Origin of the sequence: Deinococcus aquaticus, from assembly GCF_028622095.1 — a bacterium.
Classification (GTDB): Bacteria; Deinococcota; Deinococci; order Deinococcales; family Deinococcaceae; genus Deinococcus; species Deinococcus aquaticus.
In genome coordinates this window covers 1,081,625-1,108,296 of the sequence record NZ_CP115165.1, presented here as the reverse complement: position 1 = coordinate 1,108,296, position 26,672 = coordinate 1,081,625, and the positions used below count along the sequence as shown (strand labels likewise).

Genomic DNA, 26,672 nt, shown 5'->3' with positions numbered 1-26,672 from the left:
CTCGTGTCAGCGCAGGTACGCGACCAGCAGGTCCACCCCGGCGCGCAGGTCGGTCTCGTGCACGGCCTCCACGACGGTGTGGATGTAGCGGGTGGGGAGGCTGAGGGTCAGGGTGGGCACGCCGCCCCGGCTGCGCTGGATGGCCGCGCCGTCCGTGCCGCCCAGGGCCAGCACCTCCAGTTGCGCGGGAATGCCCCGGTCCTGCGCCAGATCCCAGAACTGCTCGACGAGCGCGCGGTGCGAGATCATGCTGGAATCGAACACCTTGATGCCGATGCCCTGGCCCACCTGCGTCACGGCCTCGTCCGGGGCCACGCCGGGCGTGTCGACAGCCAGTGTCACGTCCAGACCGATGCCAACCGTGGGCTCAGCGCCGTACGCGGCGGTGATCGCGCCGCGCAGACCGACCTCCTCCTGGGTGCTGAACACCGCGATCAGTTCGTGCCGCAGGTCCTGGCCGCGCAGGGCGCGCAGCGTTTCGAGCAGCAGAAACACGCTGGCGCGGTCATCCATGGCCTTGCCGCACACCAGCCGCCCGACCCGGCGGGCCGACTGATCCAGCGTGACCATGTCCCCGATCCGCACCTGCGCGCGGACCTCGTCGGCGCTCAGGCCCAGGTCGATGAAGAACTCCTTGACTTCCGGGATCTTCTTGCGTTCCTCAGGAGTCGCGATGTGCACGGGCTTGCCGCCGGGCGTCAGGATGCCGGGCAGCGCCCCGCCGCGCGCGTGCACGGTCACGTCACGCGCGAACAGGTTGCGGGTGTCGAAACCGCCCAGCGCCTGCACGCGCAGGAAGCCCCGGTCGTCGATGAAGCGCACCAGGAAGCCGATCTCGTCCATGTGCGCGCTGATCATCACGCGCTCGGCCACCTCGCCCTTCCTGGGCGGGCGGGCGGCGCGGCGGGCGATCACGTTGCCCATGGCGTCCACGCGGACCTCGTCGGCCAGTCCTTCCAGTTCGGCCAGCACGAAGTCACGCACGGCGTCCTCCTGTCCGGGCACGCCGGGCAGGTCCGACAGGTGCATCAGCACGTCCAGGCGCAGTTCGGGGACGGAGGGAGCCTTCCTATCCTTCTTCCGGGTTTTCGACATGCCCGCCAGTATGCCCCGCCCCGCCCGGCGCGCTGACCGGCGTGGTCCCTGCTGACGGGACGGACGCAGGCGCGGGTTTCGGGGATGCCGGTTTCGGGGGTGGGGGTGGAGGCGGCGGGCGCAGGTCCGTGCCGTTGAACTGCCCCTGCGCCTCAGCCAGCCCGGACGCCGCCCAGACCCCGACGGCGTTCGCGCCCAGCCGCACCAGTTCGGTCAGGTCACCCTTCTCCTCCTCACGCCAGCGGCTCAGCACCCAGTCCGGCACCGCCCAGCCCGCCGGGGGCCGCGAGATGCCGATCTTCAGGCGCGCGAACGCCTCGTGCCCCAGCAGCCGGATGATGTCCCGCAGGCCGTTCTGCCCGCCGTGCCGCCCACCCATGCGGAGCTTCAGCAGCCCGAACGGACTGTCCAGGTCATCCTGCACGACCAGCAGGTCCGCGCCGTCCAGCTTGTAGAACGACATCAGCGGCGTGACCGCCTTGCCCGACGCGTTCATGAACGTCAGCGGTTTGACCAGCAGCACCTTCTCGCCCGCCCCCGGTCCCAGGCGCACCTCGGCCACCTCGGCGTCCTTGCCTTCCTTGCGCCACGTGGCCCCGGCGCGGCGCGCGACCTCGTCGACGACCAGCCAGCCCACGTTGTGCCGCGTCTGCGCGTACCCAACCCCCGGATTGCCCAGGCCCACCACCAGTTTCACGGGCGGCGGTCCTCAGGCTTCCAGGCTGTGCAGGATCTCGCGCCACTTCGCCTCGGTCTCGCGGACACGCAGGTCCGTGCGGGCGCGGTTGTATCCGCCCCGGAACTCCGCGAAGCGCGTGTCGGTCTCGGCGAACAGCAGTCCCAGCGCCTGACGGATGTCGGTCACGTTCCGTTCGGTCAGGGTCGTGTCCTTAGCGTCCAGCACCTCGTCCAGCGTGGCCATCAGGCCCGACAGGGGCCGCAGCCACTGGAACTGCGGGTGGTTCATCACCAGCGAGTACAGCTCGAACGGCCCACCGACCGGGCCGTTCAGGAACTCGTAATCACTTTTCGTGAAGTCCAGCAGCGCGGCGTGAAAATGCCGCAGGGCCGGAACGAGGGCCGTGAGTTTCGCGCGAACAGCAGCGTCAGTCATGCAAAGCAGGGTAGCAGGGGCGCGCGCCGCCACCCACGCCCGCCCCCACCATTTCACGCGGGTGCCGTGCGGGGGTGACCCATGCGGGTGCACGCGCGGGCGCCCGGTGCCTGCGGCACACCCGGGCCGCCGGACGTGTCAGCATGGGGGCATCCACAACTCAACCCCACGGCGCGCCCTGGGCGGCCACTGCCTGCTGCCACCGACCGGCCCGCCACCTTCACGCTCACCGCTTCACCCCACCGTCCTCTCGCACACCCCCCTGGAAGGTACGCATGGATTCCCATCCCGCCCAGCAGGGCGGCCCCAGCACCCACCTGACCGTCGCCTTCTACCCGCCGCAGTGGGCGGCCGAGATGCGCGGCGCGGCCCTGGGCCGCCTGGACGCCCGGCTGCTGCACCTGCACGCCCGCACCCCCCCAGACACGCTGGGCGCCGTGCTGCACGACAGCGCCCGCCTGCTGGGTGCACACCTGACCTACCGCTGCGCCGGGCGGCAGGTGCGCGCCTCCCCCTGGAGTGACGGCGGCACGCTGCGCGGCGTTCCCCTGGAACTGGCCCGGCACGCCCTGATGCTGCCCGGCACGCCCCGCCCGCAGGCCCCGGCGGCGCTGGGACGCGCCCTGCTGAACTGGACGAACGGCACCCTGCTGGTCGTGCAGGCCGGGCAGGTGCGCGAACAGCTGAACCTCGCCGACGAACTCGACCGCCTGCCCCTGCCCCAGTGGCTGGAACAGGGGCTGGACCCGCACGCCCGCGTGACCCTGCACGCCCACCGCCTGCACCCCGGCGGGCAACTGGAACAGTGGCTGGGCCGCCCCCGCCGCTCAGGACACCCGTAACAGGGACAACAGAGGGGGGCCGGGACACGCGGTCCCGGCCCCCCTCTGGCCCAACTGGCGGTCAGGCGGCTGTTACAGGTCGCCCTTGAGGGTGGTGGCGACCTTGAAGCGCACCTTCTTCCCGGCGGGAATGGTGATGCGCTCGCTGGTGCCGGGTTTCACGCCGGTCCGGGCGGCGGTCTGTGCGATGCTCAGCGTTCCCAGGCCCGGTAGTCCCACGCTGGTGCCGCTGCGCAGCGCGCCGATCACGCAGTCGACCAGGGTGCTGACCGCCTCGCCCGCCTGTTTCTTGTTCAGGGTGGTACGCTCGGCGACCATGTCGATGATCTGCGTCTTGGCGATCTTCCCGGCGTCGGCAGCCTTCGGGGCGGCTTTGGCCGGGCGGGTGGCGGGTTTCTTCGCGGCGGGCTTGGTGCTCTTGGCCATGCGGGAACCTCCGGGAACTGAATTGAGCAATGAATTTTTGGCTCAAATGAACACTAACACACTATTGATACCCGTCAAGCGGTGAACGCCGCCCCAGGCGAACGTCAGCCCCCCTCCTCCCCCGCTGCCGGGCCGGTGGGAGGCCGCAGGTTCAGGGTGCGGGTGCGGGCGCTCAGGGCGTCGAAGGTCCACAGTCGCCCGCGCAGCGGCTCGCCCACCCCCCCCAGCACCTTCAGGGCCTCCAGGGCCATCAGGTTCCCCACCACCGCCGGGACCGGGCCGATCACGCCCGACTCGTCGCAGGACAGGTCGTCGCCCGCCTCCGGGAACAGCTGCCGCAAGCCCAGGTGCGGGCCGAACACGCTGACCATGCCGCTGGTGCCGCTGGCCGCGCCCCACACCCACTCGCGGCCCAGCGCGGCGCAGGTATCCGCGATCAGGTACCGCGTCTCGAAGTTGTCGGTGGCGTCGATGATCAGGTCCGCCTGCGCCAGCAGTGCGTGCACGTTGGCAGCATTCAGGCGGGGCGCGGCCTGCACCGCCACGAACGGGTTGATGGCCTGCGCGCGCGCCGCCGTGACGGCCGCCTTGGCGCGCCCCACGTCGCCCAGCGTGAACTGCGTCTGCCGGTGCAGGTTACTGAGGTCCACCGTGTCGTCGTCCGCGATGATCAGGCGGCCCACGCCCGCCCCGGCCAGCGCCACGCACACAGGGCCGCCCAGCCCGCCCGCCCCCACGACCAGCACCGAGGCCGCCCGCACGCGCTCCTGCGCCCCGGCGTCCAGCCACTCGGGCACCAGCAGTTGCCGGGAGTAACGGCGCAACTCGGTACGGGTCAGGCCAGAGTGAGTCAGACCCGGGCTGGTCAGGTCAGGGTCGGGCGGGCGGACGGGATCGGTCATGCGCCGAGTGTAGAACCCGGCCCCGCCAGCCACCGGTCCATCCGCTTCCGCACCGGGCGGCACCGTGCGGAAGCCGGGTAGAATGCCGCGCGTATGCCCGCCCTGATCCTGCTGTCCTCCTACCTGCTGGGTTCGCTGGTGTCGGGCGTGCTGTACTCCCGCGCGCGAGGCGCGGACATCCGCGAGCGTGACCTGCCCGGCGGGAGCGGCACGTACCGGCAGTACGGCGCGGCGGCGGCGGCGCTGGTGACGGGCGGCGACATCCTGAAGGGCGTGCTGGCGGCCCTGATCGCACGGCAGTTTGCTCCGGAACTGGGCTGGCTGGCCGTGCTGGGCGTGGTGCTGGGGCACTGTTACCCGGTGTTCTTCCGGTTCCGGGGTGGGGCGGGCATCGCGCCGCTGCTGGGGGCGCTGGCGGTCCTGGCGCCGCTGACGCTGCTGGCCCTGCTGGGCACGGCCGCGCTGGTCATTCCGGCGTACCGGGCGTGGGGGCAGCGGCGCGTGGGCCTGAACGCCGTGCCGTTCGCGGCGGCGGTGGCCGTGCCGGTGGGACTACTGGTGGCCGCGCGGTACGGGGGCCTGCCGGAACTGCTGGCGGGCGGGGCGGCCATGGCGGCGCGCAGCTTGCACCTGCTGCTGCGCCCGGCAGGGCCCGCGTGAACGTGCGGCGCGGCGGGGTGCGGCGCGGCCGGCGGAGCGCGCTGCTGGTGGGCCTGCTGACCGCCGGGCTGACCGGGACGGCGCAGGGAACGGCCGTGCTGGAGGACCGCACGCTGCGCTCCGAGAACGGCGCGCAGCTGCTGTGGTCCCGCTCGTACCCGGACGCGCTGGGCAGCCTGTCCGGGCCGCTGGAAGTCGGCGAGACCGTGTACCTGGGCGTGGGGCCGGTGGTGTTCGCGTACAGCAGCGCCACGGGCACGCCGCTGGGCCGCGCGGACCTGCCGGGACTGGTCACCTCGCTGGACGCCTCGGGGGGCGTTGTGCGCGTGACGACGCAACTGAGCGGCGTGAACGAACGCTTCACGCTGTCCGGCGAGACCGGCACCCTGAGTGTGCAGGAACGCGTGGTGTTCCCGCCCGACGCGACCGTGACCGGCTGGCTGGCCCGCGCCGCCGACAGCGTGCTCCCCGCCGACGTGCAGGCGGCGGCCGCGCAGGACCCGCTGAATCCGTTCCTGGCGTTGCGGCAGGCGCAGGCCAGTCCGGGTGACCCGTACGCGGCCCTGAGTGCCGTGCGGCGCGCCCTGAACGTCAGCGTGCCGTTCCCGGCCTGGGTGCAGCTGGCGGCCCGGCTGGACGGCGCGGGCTTCCCGTCGGCGGCGGACCTGGCGCTGGACCGGGCGCGGCGGGACGCAGCGGCGCGCGGCGTGGACCCGGACATCCCGATCTCCCGGTCGGCGCTGGGCGCGTTCGGGAATCCCAGCGGGTACGTGGGCACGCTGCTGGAACAGAACCGGCTGGCCCGCGCGGACATCTGGATGACGTACCTGCGCGAGCTGCACCCCCGCTTTCAGGGCGGCCCGGCGCTGTACGCCCGCTACGCGCAGATTCTGGAACAGCAGGGCCGCGAGGGTGAGGCCGAGGAGTGGCGGCAGTTCACGCGGTCCCTGCGCGGCGGCACGCTGTACAACCTGGGTCCCGAGGGCCTGAACAGCGTGCGCGGCGCGGCGCGCCTGACAGCGGCGGCACTGCTGCTGACGCTGCTGGCGGCCCTGCTGACCGTGGCGGCCCGCGCGTGGCCCGCCCAGCGGGAGGATACCCGCGCGCTGGGCGGCCGGTACCGCTCGTGGCTGCGGCATCCGCTGTCGCGGGCGCGGCGGGTGTTCGTGGCGTACGCGTCGCCCGGCGAGCGGCTGCTGCTGACCCTGCTGGGCGCGGCGCTGGTGGGCGCGGTGGGCGGCGTGCAGTGGGCCAGTCAGGTCAGCGTGCAGTTGCAGTCCCCGGCGCTGTCCAGCGGCACGTACGGGGGCGGCTGGTGGAACGCGCAGCTGGCGAACCTGACGCTGCGCCCCGGCCCGGACGCCGCGCTGCTGAGCGGGCTGGCCGCGCAGCTGGACGGCGACAACAGCCTGGCGCGCACGCTGTACACGCAGGCGCTGCCCGACGCCTGCGCCCGCAACAACCTGGGCGTGATCGCACAGGTGCGCGGCGACGAACCGCAGGCGCGCGAACTGTACCGCGCGGCGCTGTCGGACAACCCGGACCTGAGTGCCGCCGCGTTCAACCTAGGCCTGAATCCGGGGTTGGCGTCCCTGGAGTTCCAGCGGACCAACCGTCCGGGCGAGCCGCGCCTGTGCTACCCGGACCAGCGCAGCGTGACGCGGGCCGTCACGGGCGACCTGAGCGTCACGCTGCGCGCGGCCCTGAGTGACCCGGCGGGCCTGCTGGGCAACCCGGCGGTGGGCACGCGGGTGTCGGCGGCGCTGCTGGCATCGGCAGCCCTGACGGCGCTGCTGGCGCTGGCGCTGCTGCTGCCGCGCACGGTCACGCCGCTGCGCCGCTCGCGCCCGCCGGGCTTCCGGCTGCTGGCCCTGGCGCTCCCCGGTGCGGGCGTGCTGGACAGCCCCTGGGGCGGGATGCTGCTGCTGTCGTGGGGCAGCGTGATGGCGGCGCTGGCCCCCGCGACGGGGCTGGTGTTCTTCCCGAACCTGCCGTTCCTGGAGCAGGCGGGGTCGCAGGCGGCGCTGCTGAGCGCCCTGATCCTGACGTACGTGCTGAACACCCTGACCTTCGTGACAGCCGAGGTGCGGCACGCGCGGCGGGTGCGGCGCGACGACCCGGATGCCGAACCGCAAGCCACTCCCTGAAGCTCCATTCTGGGCGTGGCCGCTGGGTGCAGGCGTACAGCGCGCCCGGCGGCGGCCCTGCTAGGGTGCGCGCATGAAGCTGGTGGTCGGTGTTTCCGGTGGAAGCGGCATTCCGTACGCGCACGCGGTCCTGCACGCCCTGCATGACCTGAACGTGGAGTCGCACCTGATCGTGTCCAGCGGCGCCAAGCGGGTCATGACGGCCGAGGGCAGCGGGCCGCAACTGCCGGACCTGACGGCGCTGGCCTCGCACGTGCATGACGACCGGGACCTCGCGGCGGGCGTGGCGAGTGGGTCGTTCCGCACGGACGGCATGCTGATCGTGCCGTGCAGCGCGGGCACGCTGGCGAAGGTCGCGCACGGCTTCGCGGACAACCTGCTGGCCCGCGCGGCGCACGTGACCCTCAAGGAACGGCGCCCGCTGGTGCTGGTGCTGCGCGAGGATCCGCTGCCGCGCCCGGCGCTGCTGAATATGCTGGCCGCGCACGACGCGGGCGCGACGGTCATGACGGCCAGCGCAGGCTTCTACCACGCGCCGCGCAGCGTGGAGGAACTGCTGCACTTCGTGACGGCGCGGGTGCTCGATCAGTTTGGGCTGGACGTGCCGGGTTTCCAGCGCTGGCGTGAGGACACGCCGTGAAGGTCGCGGCGCTGATCCCGGCGGCCGGGTCCGGCACCCGCCTGGGCCTGGGCCCCAAGGCGTTCGTGCCGGTCGAGGGCCGCACGCTGCTGGGCCGCTCGGCCGCCGCGCTCGCCCCGCACGTGCACGAGGTCCTGATCGCCCTGCCGGCCGGGCTGGACCTGCCGGGCGACGTGCCGGGCAGGTCCGTGCTGGGCGGCGACACGCGGCAGGCGAGCGTGCTGGCGCTGCTGCGCGCCACGGACGCCGACGTGGTCCTGATTCACGACGCCGCGCGGCCCTTCCTGCCCTCGCGAGTGATCCGCGACCTGCTGGCCGCCGTGCAGGAGGTCGGGGCCGCCACCGCCGCGCTGCCCGTGGCCGACACGCTGGTGCGGGCCAGCGAGACGGGCGGCTGGGGTACCCTGACGCCCCGCGAGGGCCTGTGGGCCGTGCAGACCCCGCAGGCCTTCCGGCGCGCGGCCCTGATCGCCGCGCACGAGGCCGCGCTGGCCGACGCCCACGCCGCCACCGACGACGCGGGCCTGATCGCCCGCGCGGGGCAGCCCGTGGCCCTGGTGCCCGGCGACGCCCGCCTGCTGAAAGTCACCACACCCGGCGACCTGCTGATCGCGCAGGCCCTGGCGCGGGTGTGGGATGCTGAGGCGTCATGAGCCACGTTCCCGCCGACCCTGCCCTGCCCGTCACGTACTTCGCGCCCGCGAAGGTGAACCTGGGCCTCAGCGTCCGGGACCTGCGCGCCGACGGGTACCACGAACTGCACTCGCTGATGGTTCCGCTGAACGTCGGGGACGACCTGGACATCGCCCCGGCCGACACCCTGACCCTGAGCGTGCAAGGCGCGGACCTGCCGACCGACGAACGCAACCTGGTGTTCCGCGCCGCCCGCGCGTACCTGGACGCCGCCGGCCACCCCGGCGGCGCCGCCATCACGCTGCACAAGCGCCTGCCGCTGGCGTCCGGGCTGGGCGGCGGCAGCAGCGACGCCGCCACCACCCTGATGGCCCTGGCGCGCCTGTACCCGGCGCGCGTGGACCTGCCGGCGCTGGCCCTGAAACTCGGCGCGGACGTGCCGTTCTTCCTGCTGGGCCGCGCCGCCGTGGCGTCCGGCGTGGGCGAGATCCTGGACCCGCTGCCCGTGCCGCCCGTCCCGCTGGTCCTCGTGAACCCCGGCGTGGAGGTCAGCGCCCGCGACGCCTACGCGTGGCTGGACGCCGAGGAAGCCTTCACGCCCGCCCTGGACACCGAGGCCATCCTGGACGCCCTGACCGGAGGCCGTCCCGTGCCGTACCTGAACGCCCTGCAGGGACCGGTCGCTGCCCGCCACGCGCCCGTCCGCGAGGCCCTGAGCGCCCTGGAGACCGCCGGACTGCACTCGGCCCTGATGAGCGGTTCGGGCAGCACCTGCTTCGCCCTGGCGCGCGACGACGCCCACGCGCACGACGCCGCGCACGCCCTGGCCCGGCAGTACCCGCACTGGTGGGTGCAGGCCACGCGCACGCTGTAAGTACGGACCCGGACGCGCGCAGACGCGAAACGGGTTCCGGGGCGTGGGTCATACGGACTCCGGTTGAAAGGTTTGCAAAAACTTTCAACCCGAGCGGAGCGAGCAGGAGAGAAACGGGTTCCGGGCGTGGAGTTGGCAACCCGGCGCGTTGGCAGGTTGTCAACGAAACAGACGGAATCCGTATCAGCAATGGTGCGGACACTTTTGAGGGGTTCAAGGAAGAGGTCTCCTGTACGGTGAAGTTGAAACGACACCACCGCAAGGAGACCTGACCCCATGTTACCAATGCTGCTGCTCTTCCTCGGACTGCCAGCCCATCAAACCCGCTTCTTCGCTCACCTCATTCCCCTCTGGCAAGCCATTCCAGGTCGGGTCAACGCCAGGAACTTCAGCCGCTACAGCGAGTGGGACGAGCGCACCTTCCGCCGATGGATGCACGAGACGCTGCCCTGGGGAGAACTCCACTGGGGACTGGTGCGACTCCTGATTCGCTGGGGTGTTCTCGGTTCACGGTTCATCCTGGCCATCGACGCCAGTTTCATCCCCAAGTCAGGCAAGAACACCGAAGGGCTCGGGGCGTTCTGGAACGGCTCTGCGAGCCGTTCCGACACCGGACTGGAGTTATCCTGCCTGGCCCTGATCAGCCTCACCGGACAGCATGCCTTCCCGCTGGACGTCCGTCAGACCCGGCCCAAACAGGACCGGGCGGATCGCCTGGAACAGTATCTGGAGCAACTGAAAGACGTCTTCACCCGGCGACTCGACGGGCTGTCCGGCCAACTGCGCGCGGTGGTTGCTGACGGTCAGTACGCCAAGAAGATGTTCATGGACGCCATCCACGCCGAACAGATCGCCTTCGTCACCAAGCTCCAGTCGAATGCCAACCTGCTCTACCCGTTCACTGGCGCGCATCCCACACGCCGGGGTGCCCGGCGGAAGTGGGGTGGCAAGGTCGACTTCAAAGACTGGAGCGGCTGGCAGAGCGTTCCGGGTGACGCTCAGGAGCGCGTGTGGACGCGGGTGGTGTGGGCCCCTCACTTCGCCCGCTTTCTGCGGGTGGTGGTGATCGAGCGTCTCGACCGGAAGGGTCAGGTGAAGGCCCATGTAGTCCTGTGCAGCACGGATACGACCATGCCGGCACAGGAGATCCGGGCGCTGTACAGCGCCCGGTTCCAGCTGGAGTTCGTCTTCCGTGATGCCAAGCAGTTCGCGGGGTTGACGACCTGCCAGCTCCGGTCGACGACGGGGCTGGAGAATCACTGGAACGCAGTGTGTTTCGCGTTGTCGCTGGGTCGTGCGGAGTATCTACTGGAGCGGTCTGCCCATCTGGGCAGACCGGCTGGCGTGGTGGCGTTTTCGTACGAGGATGTGAAGCGGCGTGCGTTTAACCGGCTGTTCGCCTCGCGAATTATGGCCAATCTGGGTTTGTCACAGCGATTTGTCGAATTGGAGGAACATCCGTCCAGACCGCTGGATCTTGGCGTTAAAGCCGCTTGAACCTGTCCGCACCATTGATCAGGCCGGTCCGGTCATCGCGGCGCGTCTGCTGCGGTGGCGGGCCAGGTCGTACAGCAGGGCGCTGAGGAACACGGCCGCGCCGAGGCTGAACACGCCGGTCACGCCCGCCAGTTGCCACGCCGCGCCGCCCAGCACGGGCCCGATGGCGTACCCGAGCGCCTCGACGGCCATGACGGTGCCCCACGCGGCGGCCTGCTGGCCTTCGGGGAGGGTGCGGGCGACCAGTCCGTTCCAGCCGGTGATGAACGCGCCGTAGCCCAGGCCGACCAGGGCGCCCAGCGGAAGCAGCAGGGCGGTCATGCCGGGCACGGCGGCCAGCGCGAAGGTCACGGCCAGCAGCAGCAGGCCGGGCAGCAGGGCGCGGCGCGGGTGGCCCCGGTCGGCGCGGCGGCCGATCAGCCAGACGCTCAGGCCGAAGGTGGTCAGGGCCAGCGCGCCGGGCAGCAGCAGGTCGCGCAGGCTCAGGTTCAGGCGGTCCAGCAGGGGGTACAGGACCGTGGTCAGCAGGGCCGGCGCGAGGGTCTGCACGAACGCGGCGGGCAGCAGGGCCGCCACGCGCTGCCAGTCCCGCCACGCGGGCACGGGCGTGCCCGGGGGGGCTGCGGGCGAGGAGAGGCGCAGCCGCACGAGGCTCAGGGCCAGCCCGGCCGCGAGGAGCTGCGCGGCCAGCAGGGCGTTCCAGGTGGCGTCCGGGTGGGTTCGCATGAGCGGCCCGACGATCAGCGCGCCGGTCAGGATGGCGGGCGCGACACTGAGGTTACTGACCGTCAGGGCGCGGGCGGTGCGGCCCGGTACGGCCAGCGCCTGCGAGGCGCTCATGACGCCCGGCCACAGCGCCGCATACCCCAGGCCCCAGGCGGCGCAGGCCAGCACGCCGCTCGCCGGGTACGGCCAGAAGCGGGCCAGCAGCAGCGCCAGCAGGCCCAGCAGCGGCCCCGGCAGCAGGGCGGCGCCCAGACCCCAGCGCTGCACCAGCAGCCCGCCGGGGCCCTTGGCCAGCGCGTCGGCCAGGTAGTGCACGCCGGCCATCACGCCGATCACGGCGGCGCTCAGGCCCAGGCCGGGACCGCTGACCGGCAGGGCCGACACGAACAGCCCGGTGCGCACGGTCTCGCACAGGGTCAGCAGGGCCAGGAGCCGCAGCATGGTCAGGGGCCGCAGCCATAACACAGGGCCGATTGTAAGGCCGGCCGGCGCGGTTCCCTGACTGACCTTGAGGATTGCTGGCCGTAAGTGACCCGTAAGTCCTGCGGGCGTAGCGTGCGGGGACAGGATCACCCCTGAGAGCTGCGGCTCGCCGGTCATCAATCAACGCATCCCGCTTCCCGGACGCCTCACCGTTCTCCCGGCGGGTGACAGGAGTGTGCCCATGACGCTGCATCCCCCCGAGTTCACCCTTCATCCGGCGTTACTGACGCCCGAAACGAGTTTCCCGCAACTGCTGCACGCCCCGCAGCGCCACACCCTGCCGGAGGGCGAACTGCTGGTGTTCCGGTTCATGAACGGGTACGGCGCGGCCGTGACCCGCCCGGCCGGTCCGGACAGCGCCTTCGAGTTCTGCGTGCTGGACTGCACGCTGCCGGACCCGCAGCCGTGCTTCGACACGCCGGTCGCCGGGGCGTTCCTGAACAGCCTGACGCACGCGGGCGCGCAGGGCCTGCTGATGCTGACCGAGCGCCTGCCGACGCACCCGCGCCGCGCCGCCGCGAACCGCGCCCTTCAGGACGAGGTGTTCTGATCCGCTGACCAGCTTTCCCCTGTCCGGCTGGTCCTGCTGCGCCCCCCCCGCCTCCCCTCAGCTTTACCCTCGCCGCTTCACTGCTGCTTGCCCCTGCCTCCAGTTCCCGACTGGGGGCTTTGTCGTGGGGCGCGGCGGGCACGGGCGCTATGCTGCCGGCATCGACAATCACAGGAACGCTGGAGCCGCCGCCGGGCGCTCGCTCCGGCTGTCACCTTGAGGGAGGCTGGACATGACGCAGGGGCAGGCAGACCGGGCAGGTCGGAACGAGAAGAAACGCAGGCGCTCCCCGTGGGCGCTGCTGGGCAGAGGGCTGCTGGGGCTGGCAGCGCTGCTGCTGCTGGCGGGCGGGGGCGCGTTCGCGTGGCTGAAAAGTACCTCCGGAGCGCAGCGCAGTGGGGCCGTGACGGTCGCCGGGGTGTCGGGGCCGGTCACGGTCACGCGTGACGCCTGGGGCGTGCCGCACATCCGCGCCGCGACGGACGCGGACGCCGTGTACGCGCTGGGCTTCGTGCACTGGCAGGACCGCGCGTGGCAGATGGACTTCCAGCGGCGCGTGGCGCAGGGCCGCCTGTCCGAGGTGCTGGGCGGGGCGGCGCTGGAACAGGACCGTTTCCTGCGCACCTGGGGGTTCGGGCGGGCGGCCCAGGCGGCCCTGCCGGCCCTGTCCGCGCAGTCCCGCGCGCTGATCCGGGCGTACACGGCGGGCGTGAACGCCGCGCAGGCGCAGGGGAAAACCGCACTGGAATTCCGGATTCTGGGCTACACGCCGGAACCCTGGCAGGACGTGGACAGCGTCTCCTGGAGCAAACTGATGGCCTTCGACCTGGGCGGGAACTACGAGGAAGAAGTGCTGGGCGCGCAGGTGGTCCGCGCGCTCGGCGAGGACGGCCTGAATCAGGTGACGGCCCCGTACCCGGCGGGCGCACCGACCATCCTGAGCGCCGACGAGTTGACCGGCGCGGCGCAGTCCCTGACCGGCGCCGTCAGTTCTGGAACGGACGGGACGCAGGCGGGCGGGTCACAGGTGGCCCCGCCGCAGGGGCCAGGGTTGCCGCAGGAGACCGTGCAGGCGCTGCGCTCGCACCTGCTGGCCGCGCGGGCCCTGGGCATGCAGGCCGTGCCGGGCAAGGGCAGCAACGACTGGGTGATCGCCGGGAGCCGCACCGCGAGCGGAAAACCCATCCTGGCGGACGACCCGCACCTGGGCCTGACCGCGCCGATGCTGTGGTACCTCGCGGACGTGCAGGGTGACCGCCTGAAGGCCATCGGGGCCAGCATTCCGGGCCTGCCGGCCATCGTGATCGGCCGCAACGACCGCGTGGCGTGGGGCGTGACGAACGTGAACCCGGACGTGCAGGACCTGTACATCGAACCCGAGGACGCGCCCCTGACCAGCCGCCGCGAGGTCATCCGGGTCAAGGGCCAGCCGGACGTGACCCTGACGGTCCGCAGCAGCGCGCACGGGCCGATCATCAGTGACGCCGGGGCGAGGACCGTGGGGCCGCGCGTGGCCCTGAAGTGGACGGCCCTGCAAGGCGGCGACACGACCATGGACGCCTTCCTGGGCCTGAACTACGCGCAGAACTGGGCGGACTTCACGGGCGCGCTGCGCTCGTACGTGGCGCCCAGCCAGAACTTCGTGTACGCCGACGTGGACGGCAACACCGGGCACTACGCGCCGGGCCGCGTGCCCATCCGTAGCGGCTGGGACGGCAGCCTGCCCGTCAGTGGCGACGGCAGCCGCGAGTGGCAGGGCTTCATTCCCTTCGAGCAGTTACCGCACACCCTGAACCCCGCCGACGGGCTGGTCGTCACGGCAAACAATCAGGTGGTGCCCGGCCCCGGCTCGCGCGCGCTGGGCAACGACCGCAACTGGGCCGAACCGTACCGCGCCCAGCGCATCACGGACCTGCTGAGCGCCGCCGGGAAACTGACCGTGCCGGACGTGCAGCGCGTGCAACTGGATACCACCAGCCTCGTCTGGGCGGACCTGAGGGGGCCGCTGCTGGCCACCCGCCCCGGCAGCGACCGGGCGCGGCAGGCACTGGAGCAACTGCGGGCCTGGGACGGCAACGAGACGACCGGCAGCGTGCCTGCCACCCTGTTCGAGGCGTGGCTGATGCAGTTGCAGGAAATGGGGCGCGACGAACTGGGCACCGACACCGTCATGAACAGCCTGTCCGTTCTGAACCAGCTGCGCGAAGCGGACGGGAGCGGCGAACTGTGCGCCGTGAACGGCCAGGGCGACTGCGCGGCCCTGCTGACCCGCACGCTGGACACTGCCCTGGCCGACCTGCAAGGCCGCCTCGGACCCGACATGAAGACCTGGACGTACGGGCGACTGCACACGGTCGCCAGCAACCACCGCGCCTTCGGGAACGTGCAGGCCCTGGCGTGGCTGTTCAACCACTCGGCCCCCACGCCCGGCGGGACGAACACCGTGAACGTCGCCCGGCCCGAACACGGCACCTTCCGGCAGACCCACGGCCCCAGTTACCGGCAGGTCGTGGACCTCGCCAACCCCAACGACAGCGTGTTCATAGGCAGCCTGGGCCAGGACGGCAACCCGCTGGGCGCGCACGCCGCCGACCAGCAACCCCGCTGGATTGCCGGGGAGTACCTGCCCATGAGTACCGATCAGGCCGACTGGGGCCGCGTGAGCACCCTGACCCTGAAGCCCTGAAGTTCCCGTCCCCCCTGCGCCCCCGACCTCCCCACGCCCACGCGGCGGGAAGGCGGGGGCGTTCCCTGCGGGCGGGGGGCGTGCCTTCACGGAAGACAGTTGCGGCGCGGGCAACCCGGTACACTCCAGGGCATGGCTGAACCTCACCGCGTGCGCGACGCCCTGCGCGCCAGCATGACCGCCTGGGCCACCCTGACCGTCCGGGACGATCAGGCCCGCGTGACCCTCGCCCCGGACCTCGACGTGCTCGCCCCGCACCTCGACCAGATCGACCCCGCCTGGAGTCTCACCTGGGCGTGCGACAGCGTCACGCCGCCCGTCGTGCGCGCCCGCCTGACCGTGCACGGCACCGCCCGCGAGGGACTGGCGACCGCGCACACCCTGCCGGACGCGAAACTGGCCGCGCTGGCCGAGATGGCCCGCAGCTACGGCGTGCGCCCCACCAGCGACCCCGTCTGGGTCGAGTACGACCCGGAAGACGGCGCGAACACCACCGAACTGGAAACCGACACGCCCGCCCCCGCCGACCTGCCCGAACGCCCCCTGCCCCCCGCGCCGCCCCGCGACCCGCAGATGGAAAAAGCGCGGCGGCACATCGAGGACCTCCTCGAGCAACTGAAAGTCGCCGGGCGCGGCGGCGAGGCTGCCCGCATCCTCATGCGCGGCTACGGCGAAACGCTGGAAGAAAGCCGCGCCATCTACAAGGAACTGCACTCCATCCTCAAAGGCTGAAACGGAGTCCGTATGAAGCCCGGCGCGCCGGCTCACGCCGGACCCTCAAGGGACGCGTAACGGCCCGGCCAGCCCCTATTGGGGGAAGGCCGGCCGGCATCCCGTACACTGACAACCGATGCGGAAGTTCCTGGCTTTCGGTGACGTGCACGCTGACTTCGACACCCTCTGGGCCGCCCTGCGCGCCGCCAGCTGCGCCGACGCGAACGGCCAGCCCACCCCGCCCGTGCAGGCCGGACTGTATCAGGTCGTCCTGATCGGCGACCTCGTGCACCCCAAGAACGACCGCGAGTACAGCCGCCTGACCGGCCTGCCCCGCTTCGACCACAGGGACCCCGACCACCTGTTCCTCGCCGCGCGCGAACAGGTCAAGCACCTCGACCGCCTGCGCGAGTACCAGAACGCCGCGCCGCACGCCATTCACATCATCCTGGGCAACCACGACGACGCCGTCCTGAACACCAGCTTCATGCTCGGCACCAGCGGCGGCCTCGTCCACGCCGAATTCGACCCGGACCACGGCGGCATCCACCTGCCCGACCACCTGAAACACTGGATGCAGACCTTCCCCCGCGAACTCAGGGTCGGCACCGTGCAGTTCGCGCACGTGTCCCCCCTCCCCGCCCACACGCACTACGACGACCTGTTCTACGCCGACCGCAGCCCCAAACGCTGGTTCCGCGAAACACCCGAGTACGTGCAGATGGCCGGCCTGAGCTTCGGCGTGTACGGCCACACCCAGATCGAAGACGGCATCCTGCTCGACGAAACACACCACCTCGCCATGATCGACGCCCTGCACGGCCGCGAGTACTTGGAACTCATGCTGAACCCCGAACAGCCCGACCCGCTGATCAGCGTCCGCGCCGTCCCCTTCTGACCCGCACCCAGTCCCGACGCACCTCGGCGGCCCGGCCCGCACCCGGTTGACAACCGTAACTGCCACCGCTATCCTTAACCCCGCTGCTTTTACAGCAGCGTACCAGCAGTAACTTCCACCATGGTCCGGTAGTGTAGCGGTTAGCATATCTGCCTGTCACGCAGAAGGTCGCGGGTTCAAATCCCGTCCGGACCGCCAAGGAAGGCTAGGTAGCTCAGCTGGTAGAGCAAACGACTGAAAATCGTTGGGTCGCCGGTTCAAGTCCGGCCCTGGCCACCACCAAGAAAACCCCCACCCCAGCGGTGGGGGTTTTTCGTTGTGCCGCACTTGCACGTACGCCCCGGCCCGACCCTCTGTACGATGCAGGAACCATGACACCCCAGTACACCCCGGAAGCCCTGCGCGCCGTCGCGGCGTTCCTGCCGGTCATGAGTGACCCGGCGTTCCGGTTCACGGACGGTCAGCCGCCCGCCGTGGTGCGGCCGGACGGCGGGATTCAGATGCGGGGGTACGCGTACGACCCGCAGGTAGGTCGCCTGCTGCGCACCCTGGACGAGGTCCAGTGGGTGCATGGAGACGATGGGTTCCAGTGGCCGGAATGGATTCAGGGCGATGAGGCACGGTCACTGAGGGACGACCCGGCCGCGCTGGCACAGGCCAGTGCGCCGCAACTGGCGCGGCTGCTGACGGTCTTCGCCCGGCAGGAGCGCTTCAACGACGGTTCGCGGCTGGGGTTCTGGGAGTCCGGGCTGCTGCTGGGCATCCTGCGCCGCGCGGCCGAGCTGGCAGACGCGGCGGACTGAGCGTTCCTCTTCTGTCGCGGGGAGTCATGTGTTTGCTCGTCCCTGACTGTTATTCCCGGCGTGGTGGATAATGCCCGGCGAGCCCGTCTTCTGTGCGGGCTCCCCCACCACTGGACGACCTGTGCTGTCGTCCCGGCCTGTCCGTATCAAGCGGCGGGACCGTCAGGGAGAGAACATGACGAACACTGTGAACACGCCGGCCACCGCCGGGGCCGATTGCGGCCCCCAGAATCCCGGGTTTGACCGCCGTTACGACGTGCAGGGCCTGGACGCCATCGATACGGCGGTGCTGGGCACCTTCGAGCACGTGCGCGTGGACGACCCGGTGCGGTATCCGGGCGAGCCGATGCAGATTGAGATCGTGACGGACGAGTTCAGCCCGGTGTGCCCCTGGAGTGGCCTGCCGGATTTCGGGCGGTTGGAGATCCGGTACCTGCCGCGTGAGGCGTGCGTGGAGCTGAAGAGCCTGAAGTACTACCTGACCAGCTACCGCTTCGTGGGGATCTACCACGAGCACGCGACGCGGCGGGTGCTGGCGGATCTGGTGGCGCTGCTGAACCCGCTGAGCCTGGAGATCCGCTGTGATTACGGCATGCGTGGGGGCCTGAACACGATCTGCACCGTGCGGTACGTGGCACCCGATCACCAGGGGGCGTAAGCGGATGCCGTGGAAACTGAGTTCGGAGTTCACGTTCGATTCGGCGCACGTGATCACCGAATACGACGGACCGTGCGGGAGGTTGCACGGGCACACCTACCGCGTGCGGATGGAACTCAGCAGTGACAAACTCCGCCCCAGCGCGCACGTGAAGCGCGCCATCATGGTCGCGGACTTCAAGACCCTCAAGTGGGCCAAGAAGGACATCGATGCCGGCGGCCTGGATCACACATACCTGAACGACATCCCGGAACTGGGGGACGACACGACCGCCGAGGTCGTCGCCGCGTACATTCACCGCCACACCATGAAGCGCGTGCGTGCCGACCTGCCCGAAGGTGACGACGGCGCGGACCTGCGCCTGCACGTGACTCTGTGGGAAACGCCCGACAGTTCCTGCGAGTACTGGGAGTGAGGCCGTGAAATACCCGGTGTACGAGCGCTTCTACACGTGGCAGGGCGAGGGCGTGCACCTGGGCCGCGCGGCGTACTTCATCCGCCTGTACGGCTGCCCGCAGTCCTGCCCGTGGTGCGACAGTGCCGGCACGTGGCACCGCGATTACCGCCCGGACGGCGTGACCCTGATGAGCGCCGGGGAACTGGCGGACGTGGTGCGGGCCGAGAGTCCAGAGGGCGCGGTGGTGGTGGTCACGGGGGGCGAACCGATCCTGTTCGACCTGAACCCCCTGACGGACGCGCTGCACGCGCTGGGCCGCCGGGTGCACATCGAGACGAGCGGGATCGCACCGCTGCGGGGTGAACTGGACTGGGTGACGCTGTCGCCCAAACCGTTCGGGCAACTCCCACTGCCGGAGGTCGTGGCACTCGCGGACGAGGTGAAGATCATCGTTCACGACCTGAGTGACATTCAGGCTGGACTGGACACCCTGACCGGCCTGCCGGACGGGGCGGTGATCTGGCTGCACCCCGAGTGGAGTAAAGCTCGCGAGCGGAATCTGACTGTGCTGAACGGCATCACGCAGGCGGTCAAGGAGAATCCGCGCCTGCGGGCCGGGTACCAGATGCACAAGCTGTACCGCGCCGACGACCTCGACGCGCACAGCGACAAACGCCTCATCCCCCTCGGCGGCAACACGGCCCTGGGGTATTGAGCTTCTAGAGCCCTCTTCCCTGGGGAGAGGGTTGGGTGAGGGGTCTTTCGGAGGAATGAGTATGGCTGAAGGCAAGAAGCGCGCGGTGGTGCTGCTGTCGGGCGGGCTGGATTCGAGCACGGTGCTGGGCATGGCGGTGCGGGACGGGTACGCGTGTACGGCGTTGTCGTTCCGGTACGGGCAGCGGCATACGGTGGAGCTGGAGCGGGCGGCGACGGTCGCGGCGCATTTCGGGGCGGAGCACCGGGTGATCGACATCAATATCGGGTCGTTCGGGGGGAGTGCACTGACGGATGAATCCATGGTGGTGCCGACGGACGGGACGGAGGACGGCGTGATTCCGCCGACGTACGTGCCGGGGCGCAACACGGTGTTTATCGCGGTGGGCCTGAGTCTGGCCGAGGCGATCGATGCCGAGCGGGTGTTCCTGGGCATCAACGCGGTGGATTACAGCGGGTACCCGGACTGCCGGCCGGAGTATCTGGCGGCGTATCAGACGCTGGCGGATCTGGCGACGAAGGCGGGCCTGGAGGGACGCGGAGCGGTGCTGACGGCGCCCCTGGCGGAAATGACGAAGGCGGAGACGAAGGCGGAGACGAAGGCGGACATCGTGCGGGAGGCGCTGGCGGTGGGCGTACCCATTGACGTGACCTGGAGTTGCTATCAGGGGGGCGAGGAGCCGTGTGGGGTGTGCGACTCATGCCGCATCCGGGATAAGGCGCTGATCAAGGCGGGCCGCCCGGACCTCGCCACCCGGTACGCGCAGGCGCAGCTGGCGTAAGGAGGCGGCTGGCGGAAGGCGACACTTCCTCCCCCGGCCCGCGCCCATGCCGCCTCATCAGACAATCCGCGCACCGGGGTCTGTTTTAATGGCGGGCATGTCCGATCTCTCCCCTGCCGCCACCCCGCACGACGCCCCGCATGACCCCACGCCCCGCGAGCTGGGGTTCGGCATGCCGGCTGAGTGGGCCGAGCACGCCGCCACCTGGATGAGCTGGCCCGCCGACGACGACCTGTGGTTCGGTCACCTGGAGGGCGTGCGCGCCGAGTTTGCCGGGCTCGTGCGGACCATCGCGCGCTTCGAGCCGCTGCACCTGCTCGTCCGTGATGAGGAGAGCGAGACCGACGCCCGCACCCGTCTGGACGGCGCGAACGTCACCTATCACCGCGTGCCGCTGGATGACGTGTGGGTGCGGGACAACGGCCCCATCTTCGTGAAGCGTGAGGGTGATCTGGCCCTGACGGACTGGCAGTTCAACTCCTGGGGCGGGAAGTTCAACTGGGACCACGACAACCGCGTGCCCGAGTACGTGGCCGGCCACCTCGGCACGCAGCGCTGGGCGCAGCCGTTCGTGCTGGAGGGCGGCGGCCTGGAAGTGAACGGGCTGGGCGTGGGCCTGACCACCCGCTCGTGCTTCCTGACCGACACCCGCAACCCTGGCCTGACCGAGGACGGGTACGCGGCGCTGCTGGCCGAGACGCTGGGCGTGAAGAAACTGCTGTGGCTGGACGGCGGCCTGGAGAACGACCACACCGACGGGCACATCGACACCATCACGCGCTTCACGGACGAGCGCACCATCGTCACCAGCGTCGAACCCAACCCCGAGGACCCCAACCACGCGGTCATGGCGAAGAACCTCGCCGACCTGCGCGCCATGACCGACCAGGACGGCCAGCCCTTCCGCATCGTGGAACTGCCCCTGCCCGCCACCTACCTGGAGGGCGCGGAGGGCCGCCTGCCGCCCACATACGCGAACTTCTACATCGGGAACGGCTTCGTGGTCGTCCCGCAGTACGGCGATCCGAACGACGCCCGCGCCCTGGAGGTCCTGACGCCGCTGTTCCCCGGCCGCGAGGTGATCGGCCTGAGCAGCCGCGCGATCATTGAGGGCGGCGGCAGCTTCCACTGCGTCACGCAGCAGCAACCCACCGGGACGCCCTGGGCGCAGGAAGGCTGACCCATGCCCTTCCAGCCCCTGCCGCAGGATCAGCCGAGCTGCACCGTGGAATGCCCGGCGTGCGGACACCGCTGGCTGGTGCACCAGCAGCAGCTGGGTCTGCTGGGCTCCTGCCCGGTCTGCGGCGCGGCCCGGCCCCGGTACATGGGCAGCGTCGCGCCGGGCAGCGGGCGGCAGGTGTCGTTCGGGAGTTTCCGCGACCTGCTGGATGAGCCGCGCCTGCTGTTCCTGATCGAGGAGACGCTGGGCCTGCGTCCGCTGGACGGCGAACGCTTCGTGGACGCCCAGGGCCGCGAGGTGCCGCTGGAGGACATCCATTTCACCCTCCAGGGGAACGCAGAGTGGCAGGCTCAGGTCTACAACTTCTACATGAACCACGTCCGCTGACCGCGCGTGCCAGAGTGACGGCGTGACTGACCTTGACCTGGGCGGCGGGTACTCGGCCCGCCCGATCTCGCTGGATGACTACCGGGAGACGTGTGCGCGGCTGGAGGACCGGATCTTCGGCGGGAATTCGCTGTACGCCTTCGACCCGCCGGTGCGTCCGGCCCCGCCGCCCGGCGACTCGTGGAACTGGGGCGTGTACCATGGCGCGGCGCTGGTCGGCTGGCACCACGCGCACGCGCTGGACGGGCGGACGGTGTACATGGCCGACACGGGCCTGCTGCCGGAGCATCAGGGACGCGGGGTGTACTTGCGGCTGCTGACGCACCTGCTCGCGGTGTTCCGGGCGGCAGGGTTCACGCTGGTGCAGACGAGCACGGCGTAATGGCCGTCCTGCTGCTCAGCTTCGATCCGGCGTACGCCGCGCACATGGATCGCCGCAGCGGCCTGACCCGCATTTAGTCAGTCGGCGCGGGGCGGAACACGAACACGTGCCCTTCCGGGTCGCGGACAGCGAGGCGGCCGGCGTCAGTGACGCAGGGCAGCCCCTCGGCCTGCACACGGGCGGCCACGGCGGGCACGTCCGCGTAGAACTCCAGCAGGGCGTGGTCGCCGCCCAGCATGTCGGCCAGACCCACCTGCGGGTCCCAGGCGTACAGCCAGCGGTGCGGGGTGCCGTTCCCGTCGGGTTCCGGCCAGGGGCCCAGCGTGAACTGCGCGAAGTCCCGGTCGTCCTGCTCCTTGGCGAACGCGAAGCCGTACGCGCGGGGCAGGCGGGCCTTCATGGCCGCGTAGTCCCCGAAGGCGATGGCCGCCTCGCGCAGGCCCAGGACCGGCAGGGCGTGCGGGTCAGGCGTCAGGGGGTGATCCGGCGCAGGGCACAGCGGCTGGCGCGGATCGTGGCGGTTCACGGTCCGCAGTTCCAGCCCGTGCCCGAACGGATCGAAGAAGTACAGGGTGGGGTCCGGGGCGTCCGGGGTGCCCAGGTCGATCTCCTGCCAGGGCAGGCCGTGCGCGTCCAGCAGGGTCCGGCAGCGGGGCAGGTCCTCGGGCCGCACCTGGAACGCGAGGTCCAGGTGCCCCGCTCCGCGCGCCCGCAGCGGCGCCAGCCAGGGCTCGTTCGGCTGGCGCGTGACCGGCTGCCACAGCGTCACGGTCTGGGCGGCGTTCACGCCGAGCCGCGCGACGCGGCGGTCCTCGTCCAGGTGTTGCAGCGGCAGGCCCAGCACCTACGCGTAGAAACGCACGCCGCGTTCCAGCGAGTTGACTTCCAGGGTCACGCCCGCAAGGTCCAGAATCGGGGAGGGGCCGCTCAGTGCGGTCGGGGCCAGGGTCATGCCCCGAGCGTAGGCCGCAGCCGCGCACGGCGGGTGGGGCGGCCCTTGGGCGGCCGCTCACGCGGCCGCACCGCCGGCGGCCGGTCATGCGGACTGCCGTCTGTTGCGTTAATAACCGGGTTGCCAACTCCACGCCCGGACTCCGCCTAGCTCCTACTCGCTTCACTCGGATTGAATGGTGTTTGCCCACCATCCAATCGGAGTCCGGTTCAGGCGCGGCGGGCGGGGCGGTTCCTGGCGCGTTTGATGGTCGCCACGCCCGCCCCGTCGCGCAGGATGGTCACGTACAGGTCCCACCACGCGCGGGCCTGCGCGGGGTCGCGGGTGAGGTTCTCGAAGCGGTAGTACGCGGCCTCGCCGGTCGGGAGGACGAAGGTGGGCGTGCCGAACACGCCGATTTCGGCGGCGTCTTGCAGGTCGCTGCGCAGCGTGGCGCGCAGGCCCGCGTCGTCGCTCAGGTCGGCGGCGAAGCGTTCCGGGTCCAGCGCGGCCTGCGCGGCGGCGGCCTGGATGGTGTCTGCGTTCAGCGGCTGGCCCTGCTCGTGGCGGGCGCGGAACAGCGCCAGCGCGAAGTTCCAGGCGGCATCCTCACCCTGCCGGGCGGCGGCCTGCGCGGCCAGGAACGCGGCGAGGCTGCCCTGCTGGTACTCGCTACCCTCACCGGCCGGCTGATCGGTCAGCCACCACGCGCTCTGCGCCTGCCCGGCGTTCTCGGCGTGGTTGCCCTGCACCAGCGAGAAGTGCCGCAGCGTGAACGCCTCGCCCCCGGCGCGCAGCACGGCGGCGAGTTCCACGCCCCGCCACGCGTAGGGGCACAGGAAGTCGATGAACACGTCGGTGGGCTGCGTGAGGGTTGCCTGGGGGCCGGCTGTCTGGGTGTCGGTCATGCCGGGCACGCTAGCACCCCCCGCACAGCACGGAAGGTCAGGTGGGCTGCACTCCCGCCACACTTCCCCCAGCGGCACTTCCCCCGACGGCGCGGTGTCCCTCGACGGCGTCCACCTCGGCGGCGGCGCCGGCCACCAGCACGGTATCGTCGGCCTGTAGCACGTCTCCGGCGCGGCAGCGGATGGGTTGCCCACCCCGCCAGATGGCCACGATCAGCGCGCCCGTCTCGCGGCCCAGGGCTTCGACCGTCTGCCCGACCAGGGTGTCGGGCACGCTGATCTCGCGGATGATGAAGTGGTCGCTGGTCACGTCGCCGCTCAGCAGGCGGCTCAGGCGCGGGGCGAGCATCATGGCCGCGATGCGGTTCCCACTGAGCTGGTAGGGGTTGACGACCTCGTCCGCTCCGGCGCGGCGCATCTTCTGCGCGGCGCTCTCGTCACTGGCGCGCGCGATCACCCGCAGCGCCGGATTCAGGCCCTTGGCGGACAGGACCACGTACAGGTTGCTGGGATCACTGTTGATGACCGTGACCAGCGACTCGGCCCGTTCGGCCCCGGCGCGGCGCAGCACGTCCTCGTCGGTGGCGTCCCCGACGAGCGTGTGAATGCCCTGCCCCTGCGCCCACTCCAGGTGCTCGGGCCGGTGATCAATCACGACCACGTCCTTGCGCGCGCCGCGCAGGGCGACACACACGGCCTCGCCCACCTGCCCGTACCCGCACACCACCGTATGTCCCCGCAGGTGAATCAATTTGCGCTCCTTTCGTCGCCGCACCGCCAGTGGGTCGGTCAGGCCGCGCACGACCGTCTCGGCCAGCAGGGTCAGCAGGTACAGCATCAGGCCGATCCCGACCAGCATCAGCAGGGTGCTGAACACCTTGCCGTCCGTGCCGAGCGGCCCCGGCGAGCCGTACCCGACGGTGGTGAGGGTCATGACCGTCATGAACACGCAGTCCAGCCACCCCCAGCCTTCCAGCACCCGGTACCCCAGCGTGCCGAACAGCACCAGCCCCGCGATCAGGGCCAGCAGCAGGGACAGGCGGCGGCGGTCCACAGGAAACAGTGTAGGGCGGGGCGGCCGGGGGGGCTCCGTTCAGATGGTTGCCAACTTCCCGGCCAGCTTCGCCGTAATGAAGTCCTTGAGGGTCTGCACGTCGTTCGGCAGGACCTCGAAGCGCTTGGGGGCGCCCTCGATGCCCTCGAAGCGCGCGGGGCGCTCGGGCAGGCGGCCCACTGCTTCCTGCACGGTTTCCTCGAACTTGGCGGGCAGCGCGGTTTCCAGGCAGATCATGGGCACGCCGGGCCGCTGGTAGCGCTCGCCGATCAGGACGCCGTCGGCGGTGTGCGGGTCGATCAGGCGGCCGTGCTCGCGGTCCACGCGGCGGATGGTGTTCAGGCGGTCCGTATGGGTGCTGCGCCCGGACTTCAGGCCGCTGGCCTGCACGGCGTCCCAGTGCGGCGTGCCGCGCAGGTCCACCGGGCGGCCCTCGCCGACGTCCTGCCACCAGCCGTGCGTCTGCGGGGCGTCGCTGCCCGTGATCAGGTACAGGTAGCGTTCGAAGTTGCTGGCCTTGCCGATGTCCATGCTGGGGCTGCTGGTCATGGCGACCTGTTCGGCCGGGCGCACGTGGTACACGCCGCCGGTGAAGAAGTCGTTCAGCACGTCGTTCTCGTTCGTGGCGACGATCAGTTGCCCGACGGGCAGGCCCATGCTGCGGGCGAGGTACCCGGCGAACACGTTCCCGAAGTTCCCGGACGGCACGCTGAAGTCCGCCTCCTGCCCGTCCGGCAGGTTCAGGGTCAGGTACGCGCGGAAGTAGTACACGGCCTGCGCCAGCACCCGCGCCCAGTTGATGGAGTTCACGGCGCCGATGTCATAGCGGGCCTTGAATTCGGCGTCGGCGTTCACGGCCTTCACGAGGTCCTGGCAGTCGTCGAACACGCCCTCCAGAGCAATGTTGAAGATGTTGTCGTCGTGCAGGCTGAACATCTGCGCCTGCTGAAAGGCACTCATGCGGCCGTGCGGGGAGAGCATGAACACGTTCACGCGGGCCTTGCCGAGCATGGCGTACTCGGCGGCCGACCCGGTGTCGCCGCTGGTGGCGCCCAGGATGTTCAGATGCTCGTCACGCCGCTCCAGCACGTACTCGAACACCTGCCCCAGGAACTGCATGGCCATGTCCTTGAATGCCAGCGAGGGTCCGTTCGACAGTTCCAGCAGGAACAGGCCGCCCCCGTCCGGTCCCGCGTCACCCAGGGGGGTCAGGGGCGTGATCGCCTCGCTGTGGAACGCCTCTTCAGTGTACGTGGCGCGCAGCAGGCGGCGCAGGTCATCTTCCGGAATGTCGCTGATGAAGGGCCGCATGACCTCGAACGCCAGATCGGCGTAACTCAGGCCGCGCCACGCTCCGATCTGCGCGGGCGTGAAGGTCGGAATGCTCTCGGGCATGGCCAGCCCGCCGTCCGGGGCGAGTCCCGAGAGCAGTACGTCCGAGAAGCTCCCCAGGTCCTGCATGCCGCGCGTGGAAACGTACTTCATACGGTCACTCTAAAGGCCGCCCGCGCCCCGGACGGCGCCGGGGGCTAGCCAGACCGGCCTGTCGTCATGGCCGCCTGAAGGCGGGGCGCACCATCCTCACCCGG

General features: G+C 70.9%; 29 protein-coding genes and 2 tRNA genes. 21 read left to right on the top strand and 10 right to left on the bottom strand.

From position 1 onward, the window contains the following. Positions 1-6 precede the first annotated feature (6 nt). Genes M8445_RS05370 through M8445_RS05360 form a run of 3 tightly spaced genes read right to left on the bottom strand, consistent with a single transcriptional unit; the run spans position 7 to position 2,209 of the window. Complete coding sequence (locus M8445_RS05370) at positions 7-1,095, bottom strand: M42 family metallopeptidase (protein ID WP_273990214.1); 1,089 nt, start codon at positions 1,093-1,095, stop codon at positions 7-9. After that, positions 1,070-1,792, bottom strand: coding sequence for an aminoacyl-tRNA hydrolase (pth, locus tag M8445_RS05365; RefSeq protein ID WP_273990213.1), 723 nt, complete (start codon positions 1,790-1,792; stop codon positions 1,070-1,072). Before pth ends, M8445_RS05370 begins: the two co-directional genes overlap by 26 nt. A 12-nt stretch (positions 1,793-1,804) precedes the next feature. Continuing rightward, positions 1,805-2,209, bottom strand: coding sequence for a hypothetical protein (locus tag M8445_RS05360; RefSeq protein ID WP_273990212.1), 405 nt, complete (start codon positions 2,207-2,209; stop codon positions 1,805-1,807). 275 nt (positions 2,210-2,484) lie between these two features. Between M8445_RS05360 and M8445_RS05355 the strand changes: the two genes are divergently transcribed. Then, complete coding sequence (locus tag M8445_RS05355; RefSeq protein WP_273990211.1) at positions 2,485-3,051, top strand: hypothetical protein; 567 nt, start codon at positions 2,485-2,487, stop codon at positions 3,049-3,051. A gap of 72 nt (positions 3,052-3,123) precedes the next feature. On the opposite strand, the gene M8445_RS05350 is transcribed toward M8445_RS05355, so the two are convergent. Further along, entirely contained in the window at positions 3,124-3,477 is a 354-nt protein-coding gene (locus M8445_RS05350) for an HU family DNA-binding protein (RefSeq protein WP_273990210.1), read from the bottom strand. Positions 3,478-3,581: 104 nt separating this feature from the next. Continuing rightward, a complete protein-coding gene (locus M8445_RS05345) occupies positions 3,582-4,379 on the bottom strand; it encodes a HesA/MoeB/ThiF family protein (RefSeq protein ID WP_273990208.1) in 798 nt (265 codons plus the stop codon). Between the two features lie 93 nt (positions 4,380-4,472). Between M8445_RS05345 and M8445_RS05340 the strand changes: the two genes are divergently transcribed. The 6 genes from M8445_RS05340 (at position 4,473) to M8445_RS05315 (ending at position 10,830) form a co-directional block, all read left to right on the top strand. Further along, positions 4,473-5,039, top strand: coding sequence for a glycerol-3-phosphate acyltransferase (locus M8445_RS05340; protein ID WP_273990206.1), 567 nt, complete (start codon positions 4,473-4,475; stop codon positions 5,037-5,039). After that, on the top strand, positions 5,036-7,186 hold the full coding sequence (locus M8445_RS05335; RefSeq protein WP_273990204.1) for a hypothetical protein: 2,151 nt from the start codon (positions 5,036-5,038) through the stop codon (positions 7,184-7,186). Before M8445_RS05340 ends, M8445_RS05335 begins: the two co-directional genes overlap by 4 nt. Before the next feature lie 73 nt (positions 7,187-7,259). Then, positions 7,260-7,826 (top strand): UbiX family flavin prenyltransferase, encoded by a 567-nt coding sequence (locus tag M8445_RS05330; RefSeq protein ID WP_273990202.1) that lies wholly within the window; start codon positions 7,260-7,262, stop codon positions 7,824-7,826. Continuing rightward, complete coding sequence (ispD, locus tag M8445_RS05325) at positions 7,823-8,479, top strand: 2-C-methyl-D-erythritol 4-phosphate cytidylyltransferase (protein WP_273990200.1); 657 nt, start codon at positions 7,823-7,825, stop codon at positions 8,477-8,479. Before M8445_RS05330 ends, ispD begins: the two co-directional genes overlap by 4 nt. After that, positions 8,476-9,333: a 4-(cytidine 5'-diphospho)-2-C-methyl-D-erythritol kinase gene (locus tag M8445_RS05320; protein WP_273990198.1), complete on the top strand. Its 858-nt coding sequence runs from the start codon at positions 8,476-8,478 to the stop codon at positions 9,331-9,333. Before ispD ends, M8445_RS05320 begins: the two co-directional genes overlap by 4 nt. Positions 9,334-9,609: 276 nt before the next feature. Continuing rightward, positions 9,610-10,830, top strand: coding sequence for a transposase (locus M8445_RS05315; RefSeq protein WP_273990196.1), 1,221 nt, complete (start codon positions 9,610-9,612; stop codon positions 10,828-10,830). Between the two features lie 18 nt (positions 10,831-10,848). On the opposite strand, the gene M8445_RS05310 is transcribed toward M8445_RS05315, so the two are convergent. Further along, positions 10,849-12,021 carry an MFS transporter gene (locus M8445_RS05310; RefSeq protein ID WP_273990195.1) on the bottom strand — a complete coding sequence of 391 codons (1,173 nt, stop codon included), beginning with the start codon at positions 12,019-12,021 and terminating at the stop codon, positions 10,849-10,851. 199 nt (positions 12,022-12,220) lie between these two features. Between M8445_RS05310 and M8445_RS05305 the strand changes: the two genes are divergently transcribed. The 14 genes from M8445_RS05305 (at position 12,221) to M8445_RS05240 (ending at position 22,190) form a co-directional block, all read left to right on the top strand. After that, positions 12,221-12,589: a hypothetical protein gene (locus tag M8445_RS05305; protein ID WP_273990193.1), complete on the top strand. Its 369-nt coding sequence runs from the start codon at positions 12,221-12,223 to the stop codon at positions 12,587-12,589. Between the two features lie 232 nt (positions 12,590-12,821). Continuing rightward, positions 12,822-15,275 (top strand): penicillin acylase family protein, encoded by a 2,454-nt coding sequence (locus tag M8445_RS05300; RefSeq protein WP_273990192.1) that lies wholly within the window; start codon positions 12,822-12,824, stop codon positions 15,273-15,275. 132 nt (positions 15,276-15,407) lie between these two features. Continuing rightward, positions 15,408-16,007 (top strand): single-stranded DNA-binding protein, encoded by a 600-nt coding sequence (locus tag M8445_RS05295; protein ID WP_273990191.1) that lies wholly within the window; start codon positions 15,408-15,410, stop codon positions 16,005-16,007. 118 nt (positions 16,008-16,125) lie between these two features. Beyond that, the gene (locus M8445_RS05290) at positions 16,126-16,887 is read left to right on the top strand and encodes a metallophosphoesterase family protein (RefSeq protein ID WP_273990190.1); all 762 of its coding nucleotides are present in this window, start codon (positions 16,126-16,128) and stop codon (positions 16,885-16,887) included. Between the two features lie 122 nt (positions 16,888-17,009). Further along, positions 17,010-17,085 (top strand) — tRNA-Asp (locus tag M8445_RS05285). 5 nt (positions 17,086-17,090) lie between these two features. Next, positions 17,091-17,166, top strand: a tRNA-Phe gene (locus M8445_RS05280). 92 nt (positions 17,167-17,258) lie between these two features. After that, positions 17,259-17,690 (top strand): DUF6508 domain-containing protein, encoded by a 432-nt coding sequence (locus M8445_RS05275; RefSeq protein ID WP_273990188.1) that lies wholly within the window; start codon positions 17,259-17,261, stop codon positions 17,688-17,690. A 175-nt stretch (positions 17,691-17,865) separates the two neighbouring features. Further along, positions 17,866-18,348, top strand: coding sequence for a preQ(1) synthase (gene queF, locus M8445_RS05270; protein WP_273990186.1), 483 nt, complete (start codon positions 17,866-17,868; stop codon positions 18,346-18,348). Between the two features lie 4 nt (positions 18,349-18,352). After that, entirely contained in the window at positions 18,353-18,763 is a 411-nt protein-coding gene (locus M8445_RS05265; RefSeq protein ID WP_273990185.1) for a 6-pyruvoyl trahydropterin synthase family protein, read from the top strand. Between the two features lie 4 nt (positions 18,764-18,767). Continuing rightward, positions 18,768-19,460, top strand: coding sequence for a 7-carboxy-7-deazaguanine synthase QueE (locus M8445_RS05260; RefSeq protein WP_273990184.1), 693 nt, complete (start codon positions 18,768-18,770; stop codon positions 19,458-19,460). A gap of 55 nt (positions 19,461-19,515) precedes the next feature. Next, complete coding sequence (queC, locus tag M8445_RS05255) at positions 19,516-20,241, top strand: 7-cyano-7-deazaguanine synthase QueC (protein WP_273990182.1); 726 nt, start codon at positions 19,516-19,518, stop codon at positions 20,239-20,241. Between the two features lie 97 nt (positions 20,242-20,338). Next, entirely contained in the window at positions 20,339-21,421 is a 1,083-nt protein-coding gene (locus M8445_RS05250) for an agmatine deiminase family protein (RefSeq protein ID WP_380090903.1), read from the top strand. Positions 21,422-21,424: 3 nt separating this feature from the next. Next, entirely contained in the window at positions 21,425-21,808 is a 384-nt protein-coding gene (locus M8445_RS05245; RefSeq protein WP_273990179.1) for a hypothetical protein, read from the top strand. Between the two features lie 22 nt (positions 21,809-21,830). Continuing rightward, positions 21,831-22,190: a GNAT family N-acetyltransferase gene (locus M8445_RS05240; protein WP_273990178.1), complete on the top strand. Its 360-nt coding sequence runs from the start codon at positions 21,831-21,833 to the stop codon at positions 22,188-22,190. Between the two features lie 73 nt (positions 22,191-22,263). Here M8445_RS05240 and M8445_RS05235 read toward each other — a convergent pair whose 3' ends face one another. The 4 genes from M8445_RS05235 to thrC all read right to left on the bottom strand — a co-directional run bounded on the left by M8445_RS05235 (position 22,264) and on the right by thrC (position 26,568). Further along, positions 22,264-23,034: a VOC family protein gene (locus tag M8445_RS05235; protein ID WP_273990176.1), complete on the bottom strand. Its 771-nt coding sequence runs from the start codon at positions 23,032-23,034 to the stop codon at positions 22,264-22,266. A 317-nt stretch (positions 23,035-23,351) separates the two neighbouring features. After that, complete coding sequence (locus M8445_RS05230; RefSeq protein WP_273990175.1) at positions 23,352-24,029, bottom strand: DsbA family oxidoreductase; 678 nt, start codon at positions 24,027-24,029, stop codon at positions 23,352-23,354. 37 nt (positions 24,030-24,066) lie between these two features. Then, complete coding sequence (locus tag M8445_RS05225; protein WP_273990173.1) at positions 24,067-25,083, bottom strand: potassium channel family protein; 1,017 nt, start codon at positions 25,081-25,083, stop codon at positions 24,067-24,069. Positions 25,084-25,122: 39 nt separating this feature from the next. Continuing rightward, on the bottom strand, positions 25,123-26,568 hold the full coding sequence (thrC, locus tag M8445_RS05220) for a threonine synthase (RefSeq protein ID WP_273990171.1): 1,446 nt from the start codon (positions 26,566-26,568) through the stop codon (positions 25,123-25,125). Positions 26,569-26,672 lie beyond the last annotated feature (104 nt).